Source organism: Massilia sp. Mn16-1_5, assembly GCF_004798585.1.
Taxonomy (GTDB): Bacteria; Pseudomonadota; Gammaproteobacteria; order Burkholderiales; family Burkholderiaceae_D; genus Telluria.
In genome coordinates this window covers 110952-126153 of the sequence record NZ_PPXQ01000004.1, presented here as the reverse complement: position 1 = coordinate 126153, position 15202 = coordinate 110952, and the positions used below count along the sequence as shown (strand labels likewise).

The 15202-nt window shown below is 67.0% G+C and carries 12 protein-coding genes; 6 read left to right on the top strand and 6 right to left on the bottom strand.

Translation table 11 applies throughout. The annotated features are described in order from the left end of the window. The first annotated feature begins 70 nt into the window (after positions 1–70). Positions 71–766, top strand: coding sequence for a trimeric intracellular cation channel family protein (locus tag C2862_RS05910; RefSeq protein ID WP_229467309.1), 696 nt, complete (start codon positions 71–73; stop codon positions 764–766). A gap of 50 nt (positions 767–816) precedes the next feature. Here C2862_RS05910 and C2862_RS05905 read toward each other — a convergent pair whose 3' ends face one another. Then, positions 817–1761, bottom strand: coding sequence for a cupin-like domain-containing protein (locus tag C2862_RS05905; protein WP_136219183.1), 945 nt, complete (start codon positions 1759–1761; stop codon positions 817–819). 143 nt (positions 1762–1904) lie between these two features. Here C2862_RS05905 and C2862_RS05900 point away from each other — a divergent pair, with 143 nt between their 5' ends. Further along, complete coding sequence (locus C2862_RS05900) at positions 1905–2546, top strand: hypothetical protein (RefSeq protein WP_136219182.1); 642 nt, start codon at positions 1905–1907, stop codon at positions 2544–2546. Positions 2547–2553: 7 nt separating this feature from the next. Here C2862_RS05900 and C2862_RS05895 read toward each other — a convergent pair whose 3' ends face one another. From C2862_RS05895 to C2862_RS05885, 3 genes are all read right to left on the bottom strand, one after another. Further along, a complete protein-coding gene (locus C2862_RS05895; RefSeq protein ID WP_136219181.1) occupies positions 2554–5079 on the bottom strand; it encodes an EAL domain-containing protein in 2526 nt (841 codons plus the stop codon). A gap of 120 nt (positions 5080–5199) precedes the next feature. Next, positions 5200–6516, bottom strand: coding sequence for an MFS transporter (locus C2862_RS05890; protein WP_136219180.1), 1317 nt, complete (start codon positions 6514–6516; stop codon positions 5200–5202). 105 nt (positions 6517–6621) lie between these two features. Then, positions 6622–7089, bottom strand: a complete 468-nt coding sequence (locus tag C2862_RS05885) for an Lrp/AsnC family transcriptional regulator (protein WP_136219179.1) — start codon at positions 7087–7089, stop codon at positions 6622–6624. 146 nt (positions 7090–7235) lie between these two features. Between C2862_RS05885 and C2862_RS05880 the strand changes: the two genes are divergently transcribed. Then, positions 7236–10784 carry an indolepyruvate ferredoxin oxidoreductase family protein gene (locus C2862_RS05880; RefSeq protein WP_136219178.1) on the top strand — a complete coding sequence of 1183 codons (3549 nt, stop codon included), beginning with the start codon at positions 7236–7238 and terminating at the stop codon, positions 10782–10784. A gap of 86 nt (positions 10785–10870) precedes the next feature. Here the strand turns inward: C2862_RS05880 and C2862_RS05875 are convergent, their stop codons facing one another. Both C2862_RS05875 and C2862_RS05870 read right to left on the bottom strand, forming a co-directional pair. Continuing rightward, positions 10871–11557 carry an SOS response-associated peptidase gene (locus C2862_RS05875; RefSeq protein WP_136219177.1) on the bottom strand — a complete coding sequence of 229 codons (687 nt, stop codon included), beginning with the start codon at positions 11555–11557 and terminating at the stop codon, positions 10871–10873. 3 nt (positions 11558–11560) lie between these two features. Beyond that, the gene (locus tag C2862_RS05870; RefSeq protein WP_136219176.1) at positions 11561–11860 is read right to left on the bottom strand and encodes an antibiotic biosynthesis monooxygenase; all 300 of its coding nucleotides are present in this window, start codon (positions 11858–11860) and stop codon (positions 11561–11563) included. A gap of 138 nt (positions 11861–11998) precedes the next feature. Here C2862_RS05870 and C2862_RS05865 point away from each other — a divergent pair, with 138 nt between their 5' ends. The 3 genes from C2862_RS05865 to C2862_RS05855 all read left to right on the top strand — a co-directional run bounded on the left by C2862_RS05865 (position 11999) and on the right by C2862_RS05855 (position 15163). Next, positions 11999–12373 carry a group III truncated hemoglobin gene (locus C2862_RS05865; protein WP_136219175.1) on the top strand — a complete coding sequence of 125 codons (375 nt, stop codon included), beginning with the start codon at positions 11999–12001 and terminating at the stop codon, positions 12371–12373. Between the two features lie 11 nt (positions 12374–12384). Further along, complete coding sequence (locus tag C2862_RS05860) at positions 12385–13023, top strand: NUDIX hydrolase (protein WP_136219174.1); 639 nt, start codon at positions 12385–12387, stop codon at positions 13021–13023. Positions 13024–13108: 85 nt separating this feature from the next. Then, positions 13109–15163: an NAD(P)-binding protein gene (locus C2862_RS05855; protein ID WP_136219173.1), complete on the top strand. Its 2055-nt coding sequence runs from the start codon at positions 13109–13111 to the stop codon at positions 15161–15163. Positions 15164–15202 lie beyond the last annotated feature (39 nt).

Sequence of the window (15202 nt, the reverse complement as noted above, 5' to 3'; positions counted from 1 at the left end):
GTATGGACGGCGCGGGGCGTTATCATGACGGGTTCCGTTCCACGCAACGCAATGAACAAGGCCCGTAATCGTGTTTGACGTCCTCTCCCTCGACATGGGAGCCGCCATGAAAACCCTGGTGCTGACCCTCGACCTGGTCGGCACCTTTGTCTTCGCCCTCAGTGGCGCCACCGCCGGCGCGCGCCGCCGCCTCGACATCTTCGGGGTGCTGGTGCTGTCCTTTGTCGCCGCCAACTCGGGCGGCATCGTGCGCGACCTGCTGATCGGCGCGGCGCCGCCGGCTGCGATCAGCGACTGGCGCTACCTCGCCGTCTCGATGCTGGCCGGCGTCGTCATCTTCTTCTGGTACCCGCTGATCAACCGCCTGCACAGTCCCGTGCTGTTTTTCGACGCCGTCGGGCTGGCGCTGTTCTGCGTGGCGGGCGCGCAGAAGGCGCTGGTGTATGGCCTGGAGCCGATGATGGCGGCCCTGCTCGGCATGCTCACCGGGATCGGCGGCGGCATCGCGCGCGACGTGCTGCTGTCGAACGTGCCGGCCGTGTTCCGGTCCGACATCTACGCGGTGGCTGCGCTCGCCGGTGCCGCGGTCGTCGTGATCGGGGACGCGCTGCACCTGCCGACCACGCCGACCGCGATCGCCGGCGCCCTGCTCTGCTTCGGCCTGCGCATGCTGGCCGTACGCTTCGACTGGCACCTGCCGCGCGCACGCGTGCCGGAGCACACCGGCACCCAGCGCGAGGTGGACGAGCGCGACGACAACCGTTAGGCCTTCGGGCTACATTGCGAAACGCGTGGAGTCAGGACTCCACTCTACGATTATCTCGATGCGTAGGGTGGAGTCCCGCCTCCACGCTGCGCCGTGTCGAGCAACATCGGCCTGGTGCGCGACCAGCGGTTCGAGGACAGGGAAAACGTCAGCGAGCGCACCTGGTGATACCAGCCGGCCGGCACGTAGAGCAGGTCGCCCGCCTGCACCGTCAGTTCGAGCAGCGCCGCCTGGCGCGCCAGCGGGAAGCGTTCGTAGTCCGGCGCTTCGGGATCGAAGGGTGAGCCGAACAGCAGCGCGTTCGCCTCCTTCGGATACAGGAAGACGTCGTGATGCGGCGGCGCCAGGAAGATGCGCTTGCTGCCCCAGATCTGTACAAAAATGTTGTCGTCGTAGTCGGCATGCAGCGGCGTTACCGTGCCCGCGGGGCCCAGCCAGAAGCGCGGCGGGCCGGGCTTGTCGAAGTACGCCGGCCAGTGGCAGTAGCGGTTCAGTTCACGCAATTCCAGGTTGCCGAGGTAAGGCGGCAGTTCCTCGGCGCCGCTGGCCGCCAGGTCGAGGTAGTCGCGCATCGACATGTCCTGCATCGCGCGGTCCGGCGCGAAGGCCGTGTTGACGTAGTCGCCGACGCGGGCGCGCACCGGCAGCGCCGGAAAACGTTCGCGCAGGGTTTCCGGAGTGAGCGCAGCCAGCGGCCAGCGTGCGGCCAGCCCCGGGATCAGGAAAGGCAAACCCTCCGCGGCCTTGCGGCGGAAAGCGGCGGCGTCGAGCTTGCCCAGGCGCGGGATGGCGGCCAGGGCCGGCAAGTGTCGCGAGGCGTCCTTGATCGCTGCGCGCATCGCCTCGATCGACGCGACGCCGCGCATCTGGGCGTCGCGGCGCGCTCTTGCCTCCAGCTTGCTTTGGGCGTCAGCGCCCGACAGGGTCGTCGCCAGCAGGGGCGGCAGGCGCTCCAATGCGTTTTCCGGTTCCTGCGCCTCGTCTTTCTCCACCATGCTTCCTCGCCGCGTTTCTTCGATCGGGGCAGCAGCATAGCGCATCACGTGACGATCAGCCAGTTGTTCAAGCGGCGAATTGTCTTTACTCGTGCGCCGATGACTTCTACCATGCACGGTTTCATCCTTGGCCATCGTTCACCATGCACTTCGCACGCCGCCTGCTCGTCCTCTTCCTGTTCCTCCTGCCCTTCCAACTGGCCGCCCGCGAGCCCAGCCACGGCGTGCACGGCATGGTGCTGTTCGGCGGCAGCGAGGGCCTGTATGCCTCGCACCTGCCGCTGTTTCATGCGCCGCACGACAACCAGGTCGTGTTGAAAGTGCGCTTCGCGGATCCGGCGCTGGAGCGCGCCATGCGCACCCGCCTGGACGGCAAGACCGCCCTGTGGACGCTGGAACCCGAAGCCTTCGCCCTGCACCGGCTGGCGCCCGACAGTGCACGGCCGCTGGAGAACTTCCGCGCCAACGTGGTCGAGGGCCACTTCGAACGCGAGGGCGTCACGCGCGAACGCGATGCGGCGCTGGTCGTCGAGAAGGTGCTCCTGTACCGCACCCTGTCGCCGCAGCCGGCCGTGCAGACGGTCGCGCGCTACCTGCCGGTCGGCCGCTTCCTGGTGAAGCTGGTCGACAGCCGGCCCGACTTCGAGCACATCGTGCTGCTCGGCCGCCCGGCCGCCGGTCCGGTCGAGGTCGCCAAGCAAGGCGTGGAGGCCGACCTGCCGGCGCTGGCGCGCCAGGTGCCGGCGACCGGGACGGTTTATTACGAGACGGCCGACCTGCGCTGAACTACGCTCAATGCCGCGCCGGCAGGTCGCGCGCTCGCAGCAGCGCTTCGAATGACGCCGCCGGCATCGGCTGGTGAAAATAAAAGCCCTGGCCATAGTCGCAGCCCGCGTTGCGCAGCAGCTCGGCCGCCTGTTCGTCGGCGATACCCTCCGAGATCACACGCATGTCCAGCGTATGCGCCATCGCGATGATGGTGCGGCACAGGGCCAGCTGGCGGCTGCCGGTCTGCATGTTGCCGACGAAGGCGCGGTCGATCTTCAGGAATTCGAAGCGGTATTGCTGCAGGTAGGAGAGCGAGGAATAGCCGGTGCCGAAGTCGTCGAGCGCCAGTGCCAGTCCGTATTCCTCGAGTTCGCGCAGGCGCTCTTCCACGTTGCGGTCGTGCTGCAGCAGCGTGCCTTCGGTGACCTCGACCACGATCGCGTGGCGCGGCAGGCGCTGCGATGCGAGGAAGTCCATGCAGCGTGCGAAGCTGGTGCCGCCCTTGGCGATCTGCAGCGGCGAGACGTTGATGCTGACCTGGATCTCGCGTCCCTCGCCCAGCCAGCGCGCAGCGTCGGTCACCGCCGTGCGGAAGACCCATTCGCCGATATCGAAGATCAGGCCCGTCTCCTCGGCCAGCGGAATGAATTCCACCGGACTGACCCAGCCGCGCTCCGGATGGCGCCAGCGCACCAGGGCCTCGGCCTTGACGATCCGTCCCGTCGCCAGCTCGACGATCGGCTGGTAGTGCACTTGCAGCTCCTCGCGTGCGATCGCCTGGCGCAGTTCCTCGCTGGTGCGGCGGCGCTCCTGGGCGCGCGCCTGCATCGCCGGCGAAAAGTAGGCGAAGCGGTTGCGGCCCAGGTGCTTGGCCGCGTACATCGCCTGGTCGGCGTGCTTGAGGAGGCTGTCGGCGTCGCCGCCGTCGGCCGGAAAGTGCGTCACGCCGATGCTGGCCGAGACGTGCAGGGTTTCGCCCTCGATCAGGAACGGCTCCGACATCGCCCTGATGATATCGTGCGCGACGCGCTCGATCACGTGCGGATCTTCGTTGTCCAGGCTGTCGAGGTCGACCAGCAGCACCGTGAACTCGTCGCCGCCGATCCGGGACACGGTGTCCGTTTCGCGCGTACAGCGCAGCAGGCGCTGGGCCGCCTCTTTCAGTAACTGATCCCCGACCGGGTGCCCGAGCGTGTCGTTGACTTCCTTGAACTGATCGAGGTCGATGTACAGCAGCGAGAAGGCCGGGTGCTCGCCGCGGTGGGTGTTGCGGATCGCCTGGCGCAGCCGGTCGAGGAACAGGTGGCGGTTCGGCAGGCCGGTCAGGCTGTCATAGTTCGCCTGGCGCCAGAGCAGCTCTTCGTCCTTCTTGGCCTTGGTGATGTCGCTAGCGATCTCGATGTAATGGCGCACGGCGCCGTCGGCGACCCGCACCGCGGTCAGCGAGCGCTGCTCGGCGATCGGGTGGCCATCCTTGTGGCGGCTCCAAACTTCGCCCTGGGCGTGTCCCGTTTGCAGCGCCTGCAGGCGCAATGCCTCGTGGCGGCCCTCGCGCTCCATGCCGGCGTCGTAGACCTCGCCGGTCTGGCCGATGATTTCGTCGCGCTCGTAGCCACGCATGCGCGTAAAACCCGGATTGATCATGATGATGCGGCCGGCGCTGTCGGAAATGGCGATCGCATCGCTGCTGTGCGCGAACACCAGCGAGGCGCGCTCCATCGCTTCCTCGGCCTCCTTCGCACGCGTGATGTCGGAGCAGGCGCCAAAGACCCGGGCCAGGCGGCCGTCCGCGCCGCGCATGGCGCGGCCCTGGCAGCGCAGCCAGATCCAGTGCCCGTACAGGTGGCGCATGCGCAGTTCCAGCGAAAAGGTGTCGGTGGCGCCCGCGCGCAGCCCGGCGAGCGTCGAGAGCGCCAGCGGCAGCTCGTCGGGATGCACCAGGCGCGGCAGCTTCAGGGTGTCGAGGTCGTAGCTGTCCGAGGCAAAGCCGAGCAGCTGACGGCATTTCTCGGAGACGAAGACCAGATTGTCCGCGGCATGCCAGTCGAAAGAGCCCGCGCCCGCGGCCTCCAGCGCCAGGCGCGAGCGTTCTTCCAGCTCGCCCAGGCGCGCCTGGGCCTGGTGGCGCTCGGTCACGTCGTGCACCGTGCCGATCAACATGCTGCCCTTGCCGTCCGCTGCAGGAACCGGCGTCACCGTCACTTCGCCCACCTTGCGCCCGGTCGGATACTCCGAGATTTCGTCCCAGTGAACACTGGCGCCGCTGTCGAGCGCGCGCCGGTAGTTCATGCGCACCAGGGCGATCGATTCGGGCGGGATCACTTCCTCGACCCACTTGCCGACCACCGCCGAAGGCGGAATGCCGGTAGTCGCTTCGAAGGCCGCGTTCACGTAGATGAAGCGGTAGCGTTCCGGCGGCGTCACCTCGAGCACGAAGATGACGTCGCGGATGCGGTGCTGGAGAAAGGAAAAGACGCTGGACTCGATCGCTTCGCCCAGGGCGGAGGCGGTGGGTGTGGCGGGTGCAGGATCGTGCGGAGGCGAAGTCATCGGCTTTACTGGATGTGTTGGACGAGGTTCCGCCTATGGCAGACACGGTGTCGGCCGCCCCGCCCTTCTAGCCGATATGTCAATTATATAATCAACATCGCCATTGCGACCAAGGTCCTTTTACTCCAGCGCGCGGTTGCGCGACTCGACGTCCACGCACAGGATCGCCACCGCTCCCGCGGCCAGGAAGGCGGCCAGCATCGCCAGCGCGAGCGTGAACCGGGTCGCCATCACGGGCGCGACGATGGCGGGCGCGAACAGGCCGCCGAAACGCGCGACCGCCCCTGCCGTGCCCATGCCGCTGGCGCGCAGCTCGGTCGGATAGACTTCCGGGGTGAAGGCGTACAGCGCGCCCCAGGTGCCCAGCAGCGCAAAACTCATCAGGAGGGTCGAGCCGACCACCACCGGCGTCGTGCTGCCCAGGCTGTAGCACAGGCAGCCCACGGCGCTCAGCAGCAGGAAGCCGACGAGGGTCGGTTTGCGACCCCAGCGCTCCACGCCGTAGGCCGAGAGCGCAAAGCCCGGCAGCTGCACCAGCGCCAGCAAAATCAGGAATTCCTGCCCCCGCATGAAGCCGAAACCTTCCGCGCTCAGGCGCACCGGCAGGTAGACGAACACGCCGTAATAGGCGATCGAGATCAGCGCCCAGGCCAGGAACAGGGCCACGCTGCGCCGGCGCAGGCTGCCGTCGAACAGCGCGGCCAGCGAACGCTTGACGGGATGCTCGGGCTGCAAGGCCGGGATGGCCGCATCGGTGCCGTTGACGCGCGCGATCCGCTCCAGCACGGCGCGCGCGCCTTCCGCGTTGCCGCTGCGGTTCAGGTACATGGGCGACTCCGGGATCGACAGGCGCAGCACGACCCCGACCAGGGCCGGAATCCCGGTGACAAAAAAGATCACGCGCCAGGCGTCGTCACCCCAGCGCAGCGCAATCAGCGCCAGCACGGCCAGCAGGATGGTGCCGACCGCCCAGAAGGACTCCAGCAGCACCAGCCAGCGCCCGCGCCGCTCGGCGGGCAGGAACTCGGCCATCATCGTGTAATCGACCGGCAGCGTGCCGCCGACGCCGATCCCGGTGAGGAAGCGCAGCACCAGCAGCCAGGTGAAATCGGGCGCAAAGGCCGACGCCACGCCGAAGCAGGCATCGACCAGCACCGCTGCCATCAGGACCGGCCGGCGGCCGATGCGGTCGGCCAGGCGCCCGAAGCCGAAGGCGCCGATTAGCATCCCGACGAAGAACAGGGTGCCGGTCTCGAGCGCCTGCGGGACATTGACACCGAAGGTCTTCGCGATCGAGGGCGCGCTGAAGCCGATCGACAGCACCTGCATGGCGTCGGCCATCCACACCAGGCCGAAGATCAGGAACAGCCGGTACTGGAAGCGGCCGACGCCGGCGATGTGGATGCCCTGCTCCACGGTGACTGTTGATGCGGACATCGTGTTGTTCTCCATGTGAATGCGCGCCTCCTTGGCCCGTTGCCGCCAGTGTCGCGTAAATATCCCCTCGGAACCGTGCAATGGGAAACACAGCGGGGCAAAAATTTAGAGCGGTAAAGCCGTCTCGTACTTCACTTCGCGCAGGGCGACGCTGGTATTGATCTGCGAGATGCCGGGCAGCTTGACCAGTACGTTGTGCAGGAAGTCGTGGTAATCGTCCATCGAGGAGAACACCATCTTGACCGTGTAGTCGAAAGTGCCGGTGACTTCGTAGCACTCGAGCACTTCGGGTCGCACGTTCATCGCGTCCTCGAAGGTTTTGACGGTGCCCTCGGTATGCCCGGTCAGCGAGATGTGCAGGAAACAGATCACCGACAAGCCTACTTTCCTCCGATTCACGAGTGCGACATAGCGTTCGATGACACCGGTCTCCTCCATCTCCTTCTGGCGCCGCCAGCAGGGAGAGGTCGACATCCCCACCCGTTCGGCCAGCTCGGCGGAGGGAATGCGGCCGTTGGCCTGCAATTCACGCAGGATCTTGATGGATTGCTTGTCGAGGGTAGGATTTGCCATTTTTTCTGCCGGTTTAGAAATGGTTTGCCTATTCTAGCCCCACGGAAGCAAAAACCGGCAAATTAATTCTGACGAATTCAATAAGATGGTTCCAGCCCCGCGGGCGCACGCGCGCGTCCGCACAAGGAAAAAATACTGGAGATCACATGGGAGACATCCCGAAGCATTTCAATCCGCAGCAGCCAGCCGGCCTCGTCTATCCCGACTACCGCCTCGACGACAACCTCGTGTGCGAGGACGGCCGCGTGTTCATCACCGGCACCCAGGCCCTGCTGCGGATCGCCATCATGCAAAAGCGCATGGACGCACGTGCCGGCCTGAATACCGCCGGCTTCATCAGCGGCTACCGCGGCTCGCCGCTGGGCGCGGTCGACCAGGAAGCCTGGCGCGCGAGCAAGGTGCTGCAGGCACACGACATCGAATTCCTGCCGGCGATCAACGAGGAGCTGGGCGCCACCGCCGTGCTGGGCACCCAGCAGGTCGGCGCCGACCCGCAGCGCAAGGTCGATGGCGTGTTCGCGATGTGGTACGGCAAGGGACCGGGCGTGGACCGCGCCGGCGACGCACTCAAGCACGGTAATACCTACGGCAGCTCGCCGCTCGGCGGGGTGCTGGTCGTGCTCGGCGACGACCACGGCTGCGTCTCTTCTTCGATGCCGCACCAGAGCGAGCAGGTCATGATGGCCTGGTCGATGCCCGTCATTAATCCCGCGAACATCGAGGAATACACGGCCTTCGGCCTGTACGGCTGGGCCATGTCGCGCTTCACCGGCAACTGGGTCGGCTTCAAGGCGATCTCGGAAACGGTGGAAGGCGGCGCCGTCATCGAAGCCGGCCTGCCGGCTCCCTTCGCCGCCAAGCCCGACTATGTGCCTCCAGCGGACGGCCTGCACATGCGTTGGCCCGACCTTCCCAGCCTCGCACTCGAAGCGCGCCTGGAAGAAAAGCTGCGCGCCGTCGCCGCCTTCGCCGCCGTCAATTCGATCGACCGCACTGTCGTCGCCGCACCGAACGCGCAAGTCGGCATCATCAGCGCCGGCAAGGCCTATCTCGACCTGATGGAAGCGCTCGAGCGCATGGGCCTCTCCACATCGCGCCTGGAAGAACTCGGCGTGCGCATCTACAAGCCCGGCCTCACCTACCCGCTGGAGCGCACGCGCCTGCTCGCCTTTGCACAAGGCTTGAAAGAGATCCTCGTGGTCGAGGAAAAAGGCGCGGTCATGGAAGAGCAGCTGAAAAGCGCCTTCTACAACCTGCCGGCCGAATCGCGCCCGGCCATCCTCGGCAAGACCCGCCTCGATGGCGCACCGCTGCTTTCCGCCCTGGGCGAGCTGCGCCCTTCGCGCATCGCGCCGGCCCTGATTCACTGGCTGGCGCCGCGCTTCCCGGCGCTGGCGCTGGAGCAGCACCTGCCCAGCTTTTGCAAGGCCGAGGCCCTGTCGAACAAGGGCGACGGCGTCAAGCGCACGCCCTATTTCTGCTCGGGCTGCCCGCACAACACCTCGACCAAGGTCCCCGAGGGCAGCCGCGCCCTGGCCGGCATCGGCTGCCACTTCATGGCGACCTGGATGGACCGCTCGACTGTCAGCCTGACTCAGATGGGCGGCGAAGGCGTGCCCTGGGTCGCCGCCTCGCGCTTCACGAACGAGAAGCACGTGTTCCAGAACCTGGGCGACGGCACCTATTATCACTCCGGCTACCTGGCCATCCGCCAGGCCATCGCCGCCCGCACCAACATCACCTACAAGATCCTGTACAACGACGCGGTCGCCATGACGGGCGGCCAGCCGGTGGACGGCAAGCTGACCGTGCCGCAGATCCTGCAGCAGGTCGTCAGCGAAGGCGCGGCCCACGCCGTGGTCGTCACCGACGAGCCGGAGAAATACGAAGGCATCAAGCTGCCCGAAGGCGTCGAGGTGCACCATCGCAGCGAACTCGATGCCATCCAGCGCCAGATGCGCGAGATGCAGGGCGTGACGGTGCTGGTCTACGACCAGACCTGCGCCGCCGAGAAGCGCCGCCGCCGCAAGAAGAACAAGAACGGCCACGTCGAATTCCCCGATCCCGCGAAGCGCATGGTGATCAACCCGGCCGTCTGCGAAGGCTGCGGCGACTGCGGCGTGCAGTCGAACTGCCTGTCGATCCTGCCGCTGGAAACCGAATTGGGCCGCAAGCGCCAGATCGAGCAATCCTCCTGCAACAAGGATTATTCCTGCGTCGAAGGCTTCTGCCCGAGTTTTGTATCGGTGCTGGGCGGGACCTTGCGTAAGCCTGCCGCGGCGACGATCACGCTGGCCGACCTGGAAGCGATCCTCGCCAAGCATCCTCTGCCCGCAGGGCACGACTTCGCGCGCCCGTTCGAGATGCTAGTCGCCGGCGTCGGTGGCACCGGCGTGGTGACGGTGGGCGCCCTGATCACGATGGCCGCGCACCTGGAAGGCAAAGGCGCCTCGACCCTGGACTTCATGGGCTTCGCCCAGAAAGGCGGCGCCGTGATGTCGCACGTGCGCCTGGCCGCCTCGCCGGCGCACCTGAACCAGGTGCGCATCGACCTGCAGCAGGCCGACGCCATCCTCGCCTGCGACCTGGTCGTGGCCGCGATGCCGGACGCGCTGGCGGTGATGCAGCGCGAGGTCACCCGCGTGGTGGCCAACGAGCGTGAGATCCCGACCGCCGACTTTACCGCCAATCCGGACGCCATCGTGCCGAAGGAAGAACTGCTGGCCAAGCTGCGCGCCTCCGGCAGCGAAGCCGGCACCTTCGTGCTGAACGCGCAGGACGTGGCGCTCGAGGTGCTGGGCGACTCGATCGTCGCCAACATCCTCCTGATGGGCTATGCCTGGCAGCTCGGCCTGATCCCGGTCGGCCTGCCGGCGATGATGCGCGCCATCGAACTGAACAACGTCGCGATCGACATGAACAAGCGCGCCTTCACCGTCGGCCGCGTGCTGGCCGCCGACAAGGACGCGCTGGCGCGCCTGAAGCGCTCGGATGCGAAGATCATCCAGTTCGCCGCGCCGAAGTCGCTCGAAGAGATGGTGGCCTTCCGCCGCGAGCAGCTGACGGCCTACCAGGACGCCGCGTATGCGCAGCGCTATGTGGAGCTGGTAGATGCCGTGGAGCGCAAGGAGCGCGAGGTGGCAGGCGACACCTCGAAGCTGCCGATCACCCGCGCGGTGGCGCGCAGCCTCTATAAACTGATGGCCTACAAGGACGAGTACGAAGTCGCGCGCCTGCATGCCGACCCGGCCTTCCGAAAGATGATCGCCGAGCAGTTCGACGGCGACTACACCCTACAGTTCCACCTGGCCGCGCCGCTGGTGTCCAAGAAGCGCCCGGGCACCGACATCCCCGCCAAGCGCAGCTTCGGCCCCTGGATGATGAAGGGCTTCGAAGTGCTGCGCCACCTGAAGTTCCTGCGCGCGACGCCTTTCGACCTGTTCGGCTACACCGACGAGCGCCGCACCGAGCGCGCGCTGCGCGACGACTACATCGCGCTGGTGCAGACTTTCGCATCGAACCTGACGCTGCATAACCGCGAGGCGGCGTTGAAGCTGGCGCAGCTGCCGGAGAAGATCCGCGGCTATGGGCACGTCAAGCTGGCGAACCTGGAGAAGGTACGCGACGAGCAGAAGCGCCTGGTCGAGCAGTTCAAGGCGCCGGCCAACGTCATCCAGATCCGTCGCGCAGGTTGACGAGAAGAATCCGATGCGGTTCCGCATCGGGTTTTGTAGGGTGGGCATGCCCACGCGGTAGTCAGCGTGGGCTATTCGCGATCTATTTAGAACAGCTCCAGGTTGAGTGACAGCGCCGGCGCCTTGCGCACCGGCGCACTCGGCGCCGCCCACTCCCGCATCATCTCCGCCGGATAATGCCGCAAAAAGCTGCGCGCCACCTCCAGATCCGTACATCCCAGCCACTCATCCACCTCATCCCGCGGCAAAATCACCAGCGACCGCTTCTCATCTTCCGGCTTGTGCATCCGCTTCATCAGCGGATGCTCATCCGCATTGATCGTAATCTGCGTGAACGAAGTCGAAGCCGTCCCATCCTCCTCCGGCCAGTCGCGCCACAAGCCCGCCACGAAGAACAGCGACTCGTCCGCCATCCCGATCCCATGCCGCACCGCGCGCCCGCTCTCGTAGCATGGCTCATAGAACCACGCCATCGGCACCGCGCACAGCTGCAGCCGGCGCCAGGCCAGCGCAAACGAACGCCGTTCACCGATCGACTCGGCGCGCGCATTCATCGTATCGAAAGGTTTGACCTCGGGCGGAATCCGTCGTCGCGGCACCATGCCATAGGTCGCCAGGCGCGCTTCCAGCCGGCCGTGGGCGTCACGGCGCAGGATAGGCGCAACGTAATCCTTCCAGGTCTCCTCCGGCCAGTGCCAGTCCTTCGGCAAATCGCTAAAGGCGCCCAGCGTGCCGAACTGCTCGGGCGTGGGCGGACGATAATTCACGCACATGACTTAGAAGCCCTCGAGCACCGTCTCCAGGTGGCTGACGCTGGGCGCACCATCGAAGCAGTACCCGACCAGCCGCCGCCACTCCTGGAAATCCTCGCTGCCGCGGAAGTGGACGTTATGGTCCTCCACCGTCTGCCAGCGCACCAGCAGCCGGTAGGCGCGCGGATTCTCGATGCCGCGCTGGAGCTGCATGCCTGCGCAGCCGCGGGCGCGCTGGAACAGCGGCGTGGCCAGGCGCGCGGCGGCTTCGAATTCGGCTTCCATGCCGGGTTTGATCAGGAGTTCGGCGCTTTCGAGGACCATGGATGTCTTTCTTTGTTGACGTAAAGTGCGCGCTTGGCGCCGAATGCGATTATGCCATGAGAGAATGCCGATGTTGGGAGCGCGGACCATCGCACTCTCCCGGTAAGCTTGCCTCATCCCTGCTTGACACACTGCATCATGTATACCGAACCCACCCGCGACGCGATCACCACTCTCGTCCACGACTTCTACGCCGACATCCGCCGCGACAGCCTGCTGCAACCGGTCTTCGACACCGCCATCGGCGACCACTGGGAGCCCCACCTGGCCCGCATGGTCGACTTCTGGTGCTCCGTGATGCTCTCCAGCGCCGAATTCAAGGGCAATGTCTACGGCAAGCATATGGCCCTGCAGGGCATCGAGCCCGAGCACTTCCGGCGCTGGCTAAGCCTGTTCGAAAGCCACGTGCGGCGCCTGTTCCAGCCCGAGGTGGCGGAAGGATTCATGGCGGCGGCGCGGCGCATCGCCGCCAGCCTGCAGTACGGCTTCTTCGGCCGTCTCGAAGTGGCGTGAGCCCGCGAACTATGCCCACCTTTCACCCCTTCCCCAACGACGACGGCGACGCCGTCGTGATCCGCCAGCCTTCCACGCCGACCTCGCTTGCCGCCTGGGATGATCCGGCCCAGGTCGCGACCGTCGTCCCCGGCGGCGCCCTGCCCGCGGTACTGAACGGCATTCCGCTCTCACCTTGGGACGATGCGCCGGCCACGAGCCAGGAATGGAGCGCCTGCGCCGTCTATCCTGACCTGGACGAGCCGCGCTACATCCTGAAGCCCGGCTACGCGGCCGCAGCGGGCGCGGTAATCCTGGAAGACGACGGCCGCGTATGGCTGGTCGCACCATCGAACCGCTTCGGCGGCTACGCGGCGACCTTCCCGAAGGGCCGCGTCGATCCCGGCACCAGCCTGCCCTGCGCCAGCGTTCGCGAAGCCTACGAAGAGTCGGGGCTGCAGATCCGCATCGTCGGCTTCCTGCTCGACGCGACACGGACCCAAACCCACACCCGCTACTACGTCGCGCGCCGCGTCGGCGGCACCCCGGCACGCATGGGCTGGGAGTCGCAGGCGGTGCATCTTGTTCCATTGGCGCAACTCCGGCAGGTGGCAATCCATCCGAACGATGCAGTGGTGATCGACGCGCTGGAGCACTGGCTCGCTGCTTGACAGCGCTTCCTTGATCTTGGCGAACACATCGGTAGATCCGCTTCCCTAGACTGGTTTATTGGACCAATCCATAGGGAGGATCACCATGGCCCAGGCACAGAAAATCGCCATCCTCGGCGGTGGCGCCGCATCGATGGCGGCGGCCTTTTACCTGAGCGCGCAGCCCGGCTGGCGCGAGCGCTACGAGATTACGGTCTACCAGCAGGGCTGGCGGCTCGGCGGCAAGGGCGCGAGCGGGCGCAACGTGCGGCTGGGGCAGCGCATCGAGGAGTACGGCCTGCACATCTGGTTCGGCTTCTACGCGCACGCCTTCGCCATGATCCGCGCGGTGTACGCCGAACTGGCACGCCCCCTTGGTGCGCCGCTGGCGACCTGGGACCAGGCCTTCCGGCCCCACGACTACCTCGTGCTGGCCGAAGCGGTGGGCGAGGACTGGCGCCCCTGGCACCTGGTGCTGCCGCAGCGGCCCGGCGAACCGGGTACCGGGAGCGATCCGGTGACGCCCTGGCAGATGGCCCTGGAAGCGTTGACCTGGCTGCGGCGCTGGCAAAGCGAGCTGCGGGCCGGCTCGCTTGCGCTGGGGAACTCACTCGATGAGGCGGCCGGCATCGCGCATGCGCTGCCGCGCGACGCCGGCCTGCACACGGATGCCGAGCGCGCGCGCCTGCTGGCGCTGCTGGAACGCGCCGGCCGCGAGCTACCCGCCACGCCTTCCCTGATCGACGACGACGCCACGCGCCGCAAGCTGATCGGCCTGAGCATCGGCATCACGACCATCCGCGGCATGCTGGCCGACCGCGTCTTCACGCGCGGCTTCGATGCCATCAACGACCTCGACCTGCGCGCCTGGCTGCGGCGCCACGGCGGCGACCCGGAACTGTGCGTGGATTCGGCGCCGGTGGCGGCCATGTACTCGCAACTGTTCGCGTTCGAAGACGGCGATCCGGCGCGGCCGAATATCGAAGCCGGCACCGCGCTGCGCTGGATGATGCGCATGTCCTTCGCCTACCGCGGCAGCGTGTTCTACCGGATGCAGGCGGGGATGGGCGATGCCGTCTTCGCGCCCCTGTACGAGCTGCTGGCCGCGCGCGGCGTGCGCTTCGAGTTCTTCCATCGCGTGGAAGCGATGCTGCCCGATGCCGACGGTGCGGTGGACATGGTGCGCCTTACCAGGCAGGCCGAGCTCCGCGAGGGCAGCTATCGCCCGCTGGTATCCGTCAAGGGTCTGCCGTGCTGGCCGAGCGCGCCGGACTTCGATCAGATCGATCCGGCCCAGGCGGCGGTGATGCGCGAGCATGGGGTCGACCTCGAGTCCTGGTGGAGCGACTGGCCGCAGCTGCACCGGCAGGCCTTCGGTGCCGGCCTGCCCGAGCGCACCCTGCTGCGCGGACGCGATTTCGACCATCTCGTCTGCGGCCTGCCCGTGGCCTCGCTGGCGCTGACGGCGCCGGCCCTGCTGGCCGCGAGCAGTCCCTTGCGCGACGCCGCCGCGGCCCTGCGCTCGGTGCCGACCCAGGCCTGCCAAATTTGGCTCACCCGGCCAACGCGCGAGCTGGGCTGGACCTTCGCACCGAACGGCGAGGAACCGATCGTCACCAACTTCAGCCAGCCCTACGACACCTGGGCGGCGATGAGCCAGGTGCTGCCCGCCGAGGACTGGCCGGCAGCGGCGGCACCGGCCAGCGTCCAGTACTTCTGCGGCGCGATGGCCCTGCCCGACATGCCACCGCGGTCCGACACCGGCTTTCCGGCGCGCGCCACCGCGCAAGCCCGGGAGAACGCGCTCGACCTGTTCAGCAATCGGATCGGCGCACTCTGGCCCGAGGCGCGTCCCGATTTTCCGTGGCAGTGGCTGGCCGATCCCGAACAGGCGAGCGGCATCGCGCGCATGGAGCGCCAGTACTGGCGCGCGAATGTCGACCCGTCCGAACGCTATGTGCTGTCGGTGGCGGGCAGCAGCGCATATCGGCTGAGTACCGCCGGCTCTGGCCTGTCGAACCTGTTCCTGGCCGGCGACTGGCTGCGCACTGGGCTCGATTCCGGCTGCGTGGAAGCGGCGGTCATGAGCGGCATGCAGGCGGCACGCGCGATCTCCGGCTATCCGGCCACGATTCCCGGCGACAGCGACTTCGCGCAGTGACTGAAAATGTGGCAGGATTCCAGCTGATGCCGAGTCGCG